Below are 7,907 nucleotides of genomic sequence, written 5' to 3'. Positions count from 1 at the left end.
GCCGTGAAACGGCAAATTCTGCCCACCATTTTCTCTGTTTGTTCCTTAAGGGCCTCTAACGTAAACTCTAGGACTTTTAAAATGACATATATGCTCCCGGCTGGGGCCAGGCTTCCCGGTTTCTTAGCTGGTACATCCAATCGGTAGGAAAAGCCCATCTTCCGGAGGGGCTCTGAACCGTGGCAGCGTATTAATTCGTCTGATGGAACGTAAAGGTTTCAGTAATTGACTGATAGTATTACTGCTATGTTCTGCAAATCATGGAAGGGTATGTGTATCGCTGTATAAGATTATCCAATACGTCCTCCAAAACCTACAATTCTAATGAACTGGGTCTATACTGTACCACCCCGTGGATTAATACGCTGCCACGGTTAATGCGCCTCCCGGCAAACGAGTCTCTCCTGCCGGCAGGTTGCACCAGCGAAATGAAGGGATCGCCGCAAGCCTCCCTCCACTAACCTAATACTTGTTCCCACCTGAATTTTATGTTTATACACTATAGCATTATCTCATCTTCCGTGCTACTATAAAACAAAAGCATTATATTTCTATTCATTCTGCGTGGCGACAGCCACTTCTGATACCAATCTTCCCGGCCAGGGAATCTTATTAGAAATCTCAATGCTTGTATCCCAACAATAACAGCAGAGAGGTTTCCATAAGAGGACGTGATAAAGCACTGTTCCCAGAACCTCCTGCACGCAAAAACAAGGAGGAAATATTTTATGAACAGTACGAATGAAGCACAGCCAAACCGCAGTTACAAGGCCAGATTATTTGAATTGGTTTTCAGTGAAAAGACAGAATTACTGAAGTTGTATAATGCAATGAACAAAACGGACTATAAGGACCCTGAATTATTGGAAATCAATACGCTGAAAAATGCTATTTATATGTCCATGCATAATGACGTATCCTTTCTTATCGATTCCAGGCTGACCTTATATGAACATCAATCCACCTATAGTCCCAACCTGCCGCTTCGATATCTTTTTTATGTATCTGATTTGTACTCAGCGGAAACTCGGAATGAAAATTTATACGGCACAAAAATCATCCATATACCGGCCCCCAGGTTTGTAATATTTTACAATGGAGAAGAAGAACAGCCCGATTCTCAGATTTTAAAGCTGTCTGATATGTATACCGTTCACGATGACATTCCAGTATTAGAGTTAGAAGCCCTCATGCTGAATATTAATCCCGGACACAACCAGAGTCTGCTGAATGCATGTAAAACACTGAACGATTATTCAGAATACACCGCAAAGGTCCGCTCCTATGCCCAAATAATGAGTCTCAATGAGGCGGTTGAAAAGGCAATAACCGAGTGCATATCAAATGGCATATTGGCTGATTTTTTAAGAAAGAACAAAACGGAGGCAAAGAATATGAGTATCTATGAATACGATCAGGAAAGACATATACGACAGGAGCGGGAAGCTGCCAAAAAAGAAGGCGTAGCCGAAGGAATAGAAGAAGGTATAAAAGAAGGCACCGCCAAGATTCTAAAACTCTCAGCGCTGTTGATAGATGCGGGCAGAACAGATGACCTGAAAAGGGCCGCTGAAAATGAGGAATTCTGCAAAAAACTTTGTGAAGAATTTCATATTTCATAATACCTGATACAATCTATTTTTTTGAAGACTTCACATATATACATCATGCGCTTTTCAAACCATTCAGGAAATTCTCTTTTAGCTGACTCATGCAACCTGCTAATTTCCATGCCCAAAATTAATATATAAAAGGAGCTGCCCTGAATTTATGATTCAAGGGCAGCTTACGCCTTATACCACATCATTTACATGAACGCAGTCTGCAGGAGTCTTTAAAGTACTTTCTCCACCGCAGCCTTCCATCCGCTGATCTTCTGTTCTCTTCTGTCTCTCTCCATATTCGGCTCATATTTTCTGCGCTCCAGTCTTGTGAAAACAGCCTCCGTATATAGCCCCACCGCAATGCCTGCTGCATAGGCTGCCCCGATCCCGGAGAGTTCCTCCGCATCCGGAACCTGTACGCCGGCATCCAGGATATCGCTCTGGAACTGCATCAGATATTCATTTCTGGTCGGGCCGCCGTCAACGCGCAGTTCCGTAACTTCAATCTCTGCATCCTTACTCATGGCCTCTATCACATCCATGATCTGATAGGCGATGCACTCCGTACACGCACGGACAATCTCCGCCCGCTTTGTGGTTCTCGTGATCCCGCTCAGGCTCCCTTTTGCCTGGCTGTTCCAGTATGGCGCACCCAAACCGGTAAACGCCGGAACAAAGTACAGGGAATCGTCCTGCTCGGCTTCATAACAAAGCCCCTGCGTCTCCCCCGGTGTGCTGATCAGCTCCGCCTCGTCCTTCAGCCAGCTGATGACCGCACCTGTATAATTGATGTTTCCCTCCAGAACATAATTGACTTTTCCGTTCATCTTCCAGGCCAGGGATGTCACGACTCCGTGTGTGCTCAAAACGGGCTTCTCCCCGATATTCATCATAATGGAAGAACCCGTGCCGTAAGTTGCCTTCATCATTCCGGGCGTCAGACACCCCTGTCCGAACAGGGCGCCGTGGGAATCTCCTAAAACGCTGTGTATCGGAACTTCATGGGGCAGAACACCTTCAAAATCCGTCATTCCAAAACAGCTGCCAGAATCGCAGACTTCTGCCAGGCATTCCGCGGGGATATGAAATATTCCGCAGATATTCTCATCCCACTGCATGGTAAAAATATTAAACAACTGTGTTCTGGACGCGTTTGAAAAGTCTGTTTTAAAGGATCTGCCTTTTGTCAGTTTATAGATAAGCCACGTATCCATTGTCCCCAGACGCAGTTTACCCCGGTCCGCCTTGTCCCTGGTCCCTGTAACATTTTCCAGAAACCATGCATACTTGGATGCAGGAAAATATGGCGACAGCTCCAGTCCTGTCCGATTCCGTATCAATTCCGCTGCGCCTTTTACTGACGCCTGTTCACAGACTGCACTTGCACGGGCACACTGCCATACAACCGCATCAGCTTCCGGCCTTCCTGTCACGGAATCCCATGCCAGGGAGGTTTCCCTCTGATTACTGATTCCAACCCCTGCTATTTTTTCTTTATCAATCCCGGATTTCTCCAGCAGGTCCTGCACAACACGGATTGTATTGTGATATATTTCCTCTGGGTCGTGGGAGACCCAGCCGCTCTCGTTTACTATCTGCCGGTGGGGCAGATCCGAACGTCCCAGCATTATCCCCTCATGATCAAACAGCATCGCTTTTGTTCCCTGGGTACTCTGGTCAATACTGATAATATACTGCTCCTGCATCATAACCTCCTGCAATACTCTTTTTGCCACATATATGCTGTCAGACCTGCTATGCCAGTGCTTCTTTTATTCTGGCAGCGATTCCTGCCGCATTCAACCCATAATAATCAAACACTTCCCGGGAAGTCCCTGTAATAACCGGTTCATCCGGCAGAGACATATTCAGGACCCTTTTCGGGCATTCCCGGCCTACTACCTGAGCTACCATAGATCCCAGACCGCCGAACGGTGCGTGTTCCTCCACAGTAACAACTGCTTTCGCCTTTGTGGCCGCTTTTATAATAGCTTCTTCATCCAGAGGCTTGATACAGTACATGTCGATCACTGCCGCATGTATCCCCTCTGCTGCCAGCATCTCTGCCGCATCCATTGCCGGTTTCACCATCTCACCGCAGGCAATGACGGCCGCATCTTCTCCCTGGCAGACCGTCACCGCTTTATCCAGTTCTAAGGAAAAAGTTCCTTCCTCATAGACCGGATCTACTGCATTTCTGCCCACCCGAATGTAAGCAGGCTTGCTGTCTTTAAGCAGCGCTTCCGTCAGTTCCCGTGTCTGCAAAGCGTCACTGGGAATATAAACACGCATATTGGGAATCGCACTCATCGCCGCGATGTCCTGGGCAGAGTGATGACTCATCCCCAGCGCACCATAGCTGACACCTCCGCTGATCCCGATCAACTTTACATTGGTGCCGGAATATGCAACATCCACCTTACACTGTTCATAACTCCTTGTAGACAGAAAGCAGGCAGGCGATACGGCATAGGCTTTCTTTCCGCATTTGGCAAGCCCTGCCGCTATGCTGACCAGGTTCTGTTCCGCAATTCCGGTTTCCACGAACTGCTCCGGATATTTCTCCACAAAAGGAGTAAAAGAACCGCTTCCTCTGGAGTCACTGCAAAGAGCTATAATGTCCCTGTCAGCACCGGCATGCTCCATCAACACTTCACAAATCATCTGCTTATTTGCTGTCTTCCCCATTATCTCACTGCCTCCTCTGCTTTCTTGAAATCTTTGATTATCTGAGTATATTCCTCATCGTTTGGAACCTTGTGGTGCCATCCGGCCTTATCTTCCATAAGGGGTGAACCCTTTCCCTTGATCGTGTTTGCAATCAATACTGAAGGCTTTCCCTTCACCGATTTAGCCTTCTCGAACGCCACATGAAGTTCATCAATATCATTGCCATCGGCCACATCAATGACATTCCAGCCGAAGCTTCTGAACCTTTCATGCAGATCATCGTGTGCCATGACATCCTCCGTATTTCCTGAGATCTGCAGCCGGTTTCTGTCCACCACCGCACACAGGTTGTCAAGCCCATAATGTGCCGCCGCCATAGTGCCTTCCCATACGGAACCTTCCGCCAGTTCGCCGTCGCCCATAACTGTATAGACACGGCTGGTTCTGCCGTCCACCTTCCCGGCTTTGGCCATCCCCACGCAGACTGGAAGACCGTGCCCCAGGGATCCTGAATTCATCTCTATCCCGGGCAGTTTGTTATTCGGATGTCCGATGAACCGGGTGCCAAATTTACTGAATTCCCGGTGCAGCTGTTCTTTTGGAAAAAATCCTTTTGCGGCCAGAACAGAGTAGTATGCCTCTACAGAATGCCCCTTGCTCAATACAAACAAATCACGGTCCGGTGAGTCCATATTTTCCGGGCTGATATTCATCTGGTCAAAATACAGTTCGACAAGAATCTCCATCACACTCATATCGCCGCCGATATGCCCTGCCTTTCCTGCGCGTATTAAGTCCACCGTGTCTTTTCTCAACTCGTATGCCAGTGCTTTTAAATTCATTCTTTCTCTCCCTTTCTTTTTCGGATATATGCTGTCACCAGCTTGCTTTAGCAGTTATTGCTAATCACAGACAGGCCTGTAATTAGTAACTGACAGTTCTCATTCACCTCTGAGATATGCTTTTACGTCTTCTTCGATCGGGTCATACAGATCCGGTTTTATTCCCATATACTTGCATGCCTCATACAATACCGGTACCACATCTTTATGAATCCCCACGCAGTGGTGGATATACGGCCCTTCCACGATCTTTGCTTCCAGGCGTTTGATGTTCTCAACCTCCACCCAGAGATAGGTCCCCATCCCTTTTGGCCCGTCCACGCCTTTTGCTTTTCCCAAAAGCAGGGAATACTCCCCATTGTCGCCGTCAAATCTGCAGAGCGTTACCTCTCCGTGCTTCGCTTCCGCCGTCAGGCTTCCCGGATGATCAAAGGCCAGCGGATAGGTGAGCTGCGGTTTTTCCTTTGCCACAGATACCGGCCATGGTCCGCAGTGCTGCAGAAGTTCTCCGTTTGCAATATCCGGATGCCGGATGGTCCAGTCTGCAAAGAACCCTCTCGTTTCCCCCATTCCTGCCGCCTCTGTCAGAAGTGCGGTGATGGCACCATGAATGTCAGTCTCACAGACAACCGGAATCCCCTCTTCATTGAGGATCGCATTGGCTGCACAGGGCATTACCCCCAGCTCTGTCTGCAAAGCATTCCAGCACTGGATTGCAGCCGCATTACAGCCGTATTTTTTGACCAGCCGTTTCATGGCCGCCGCAAGCGCCGCCACATTCTCTGCCTGCTCTTCCCCGATTTTTACTTCCATCGTTTCATGGATGCAGGTAAGCATAGCATCCAATGCTTTTTTATCCTGTTTTACAGCTTTTACTTCTTCTACCAGTTCAGTCATCGGCACAGGTGCCAGCTGTACATTAAATTTTTCCAGAAGCTCCCCCTCATTGCACATCGTTGTCCAGAAATCGAAGGGTCTTGTGGAAATCTGAAGGATTCTGATATTGCGGAACGTTTTTACCACATTGCAGACAGCCAGAAAGTCTCTGATTCCCCTCTCAAATACTGGATCGCTTAATCTGCAGTTGGTCAGATATGTAAAAGGAATCTGAAATCTCCTCAGTACTTTTCCTGTGGCAAAGAGTCCGCACTGCGTATCTCTCAGCCTTGTTCCGTCCGGTTCCGGGCGCTCGTCCAGCGGTCCCCAGAGAAGAACCGGTACATTCAGTTTCTTTGCCAGCCTTGCACAGACATATTCCGTACCGAAATTGCAGTGCGGTAGCATTAGTCCGTCTACCCCCTCTGCCAGGAACTTTGCAGCAATCTTCTCCACATCATTGTCGTCATACAGAAGCCCTTCCTCATTGATATCTGTAATATCTGCAAAGTCCACGCCCAGATCATTCAAACGCTCTGCGGTAAGCCCCCGGAACTTAACTGCATCCGGTGCGCTGAAAATGCTTCTTCTTGTCGGTGCAAAACCCAGCTTAATTTTTTTCATATCCATTCCTCCTCGATTTCAATGTGAATGCTATTCTTTTTATCAGCTTAATCTGCTTTTGATAATTGAAGTATATTATTGATCCAGCTTAATTTCATTCGTTTATTAAGTTTTATTCACTTAATTTATAACTTAATTATTGAAATAATTCAGAAGACAGTACATAATAAAAACATACATTACGCGGTTTACTGCGGACATACTTCAAGCGTACAGGCAGAGGGGTATATTTATCAGAAAGGATATTGATATGACCATTACGGCAAAAGAACTTTCAAAAAAATTGAATTTGTCGGCGGCAGCCGTCTCCATGGCTTTGAACAACAAACCCGGTGTCAGCACCCAGACCAGGAAAATGGTGCTGGATGCCGCCCAGCAGTATGGCTACGATTTTTCACGGATTGCCGGCAAACAAAATGTAAGCGGCAATATTTATTTTGTGCTCTATAAAAAACACGGTGCCGTCGTTGCTGACACCCCCTTCTTCTCTGAATTATCCGATGGCATCGTCCAAGGCTGTAAGGAGGAAGGCTATAAAGTAAAAATAAGTTATATCTATGGAGATGAAGATGATGTGGATGAACAGCTGGAAGAAATCCAGTATTCTGACTGTATCGGAATTGTACTGCTTGGCACTGAGATGACACCTGAAGACCTGAAGATTTTTAAGAATCTGCCGATCCCCCTTGTCTTACTGGACACTTATTTTGAGACAGTGGACTGCGATTATGTCCTGATCAATAATGTGCAGGGTGCTTACCTGGCAGCCAGCCACCTGATCCAAAAGACTAAAAAACAGCCCGGATATCTGCGTTCCTCTTATCCGATCGGCAACTTTGCAGAGAGAAATTCCGGGTTTTTCAAGGCTGTCCGTTCTTATGGAATGTCCTCCTCCAAAAGCGTCGTACACTTGCTGACCCCCTCCATCGACGGCGCCTATGCGGATATGAAAGAAATTCTGGAAAGCAAAGAAGAGCTGGCGCCATGTTATTTTGCAGATAACGATCTGATCGCAGTCGGCGCCATGAAAGCGTTAAAAGAATACGGATACGCGGTTCCCGGCGATATCGCAGTCGTGGGATTTGACAACATTCCTTTAAGCAGAATTGTGGAACCATCCCTCACGACTGTGCATGTCCCCAAACAGTATATGGGGGAAATGGCCGCCCGGCGGCTGATTACCCTGCTGAATGAAAAGGGCACCCGGCCGGTAAAAATCGAAATTGCCACTCAGCTGATAGAGCGAAATTCTGTATAACATTGTAATCTCCTCAGATGGCCCCTCTTTGCA

The 7,907-nt window shown here is 47.2% G+C and carries 6 protein-coding genes; 2 read left to right on the top strand and 4 right to left on the bottom strand.

Annotation, left to right across the window (positions count from 1 at the left end):
- Positions 1 to 728 precede the first annotated feature (728 nt).
- Positions 729 to 1,622 carry a hypothetical protein gene (locus HMPREF0240_RS15725; protein ID WP_035313766.1) on the top strand — a complete coding sequence of 298 codons (894 nt, stop codon included), beginning with the start codon at positions 729 to 731 and terminating at the stop codon, positions 1,620 to 1,622.
- Between the two features lie 212 nt (positions 1,623 to 1,834).
- Here the strand turns inward: HMPREF0240_RS15725 and HMPREF0240_RS15720 are convergent, their stop codons facing one another.
- From HMPREF0240_RS15720 to HMPREF0240_RS15705, 4 genes are all read right to left on the bottom strand, one after another.
- Positions 1,835 to 3,310: a glycerol kinase gene (locus tag HMPREF0240_RS15720; RefSeq protein WP_009004397.1), complete on the bottom strand. Its 1,476-nt coding sequence runs from the start codon at positions 3,308 to 3,310 to the stop codon at positions 1,835 to 1,837.
- Between the two features lie 49 nt (positions 3,311 to 3,359).
- Complete coding sequence (locus tag HMPREF0240_RS15715; RefSeq protein ID WP_009004396.1) at positions 3,360 to 4,292, bottom strand: transketolase C-terminal domain-containing protein; 933 nt, start codon at positions 4,290 to 4,292, stop codon at positions 3,360 to 3,362.
- Positions 4,292 to 5,116, bottom strand: a complete 825-nt coding sequence (locus HMPREF0240_RS15710) for a transketolase (protein ID WP_009004395.1) — start codon at positions 5,114 to 5,116, stop codon at positions 4,292 to 4,294. The genes HMPREF0240_RS15715 and HMPREF0240_RS15710 overlap by 1 nt, the downstream gene beginning before the upstream one ends.
- A 99-nt stretch (positions 5,117 to 5,215) precedes the next feature.
- The gene (locus tag HMPREF0240_RS15705; RefSeq protein WP_009004394.1) at positions 5,216 to 6,616 is read right to left on the bottom strand and encodes an L-fucose/L-arabinose isomerase family protein; all 1,401 of its coding nucleotides are present in this window, start codon (positions 6,614 to 6,616) and stop codon (positions 5,216 to 5,218) included.
- Between the two features lie 250 nt (positions 6,617 to 6,866).
- Here HMPREF0240_RS15705 and HMPREF0240_RS15700 point away from each other — a divergent pair, with 250 nt between their 5' ends.
- Positions 6,867 to 7,874 (top strand): LacI family DNA-binding transcriptional regulator, encoded by a 1,008-nt coding sequence (locus HMPREF0240_RS15700; RefSeq protein WP_009004393.1) that lies wholly within the window; start codon positions 6,867 to 6,869, stop codon positions 7,872 to 7,874.
- The last annotated feature ends 33 nt before the right edge of the window (positions 7,875 to 7,907 follow it).

The organism is Clostridium sp. D5 (assembly GCF_000190355.1).
In the GTDB taxonomy this organism is placed as follows: Bacteria; Bacillota; Clostridia; order Lachnospirales; family Lachnospiraceae; genus Faecalicatena; species Faecalicatena fissicatena_A.
Note: the sequence above shows the minus strand (reverse complement) of the source record. Positions and strands in the feature narration are given on the sequence as shown.

Excerpts from the sequence above, each read along its gene's own strand:
- HMPREF0240_RS15725 (WP_035313766.1), top strand. The coding sequence starts at position 729 with ATGAACAGTACGAATGAAGCACAGCCAAACCGCAGTTACAAGGCCAGA.
- HMPREF0240_RS15720 (WP_009004397.1), bottom strand. The coding sequence starts at position 3,310 with ATGCAGGAGCAGTATATTATCAGTATTGACCAGAGTACCCAGGGAACA.
- HMPREF0240_RS15715 (WP_009004396.1), bottom strand. The coding sequence starts at position 4,292 with ATGGGGAAGACAGCAAATAAGCAGATGATTTGTGAAGTGTTGATGGAG.
- HMPREF0240_RS15710 (WP_009004395.1), bottom strand. The coding sequence starts at position 5,116 with ATGAATTTAAAAGCACTGGCATACGAGTTGAGAAAAGACACGGTGGAC.
- HMPREF0240_RS15705 (WP_009004394.1), bottom strand. The coding sequence starts at position 6,616 with ATGAAAAAAATTAAGCTGGGTTTTGCACCGACAAGAAGAAGCATTTTC.
- HMPREF0240_RS15700 (WP_009004393.1), top strand. The coding sequence starts at position 6,867 with ATGACCATTACGGCAAAAGAACTTTCAAAAAAATTGAATTTGTCGGCG.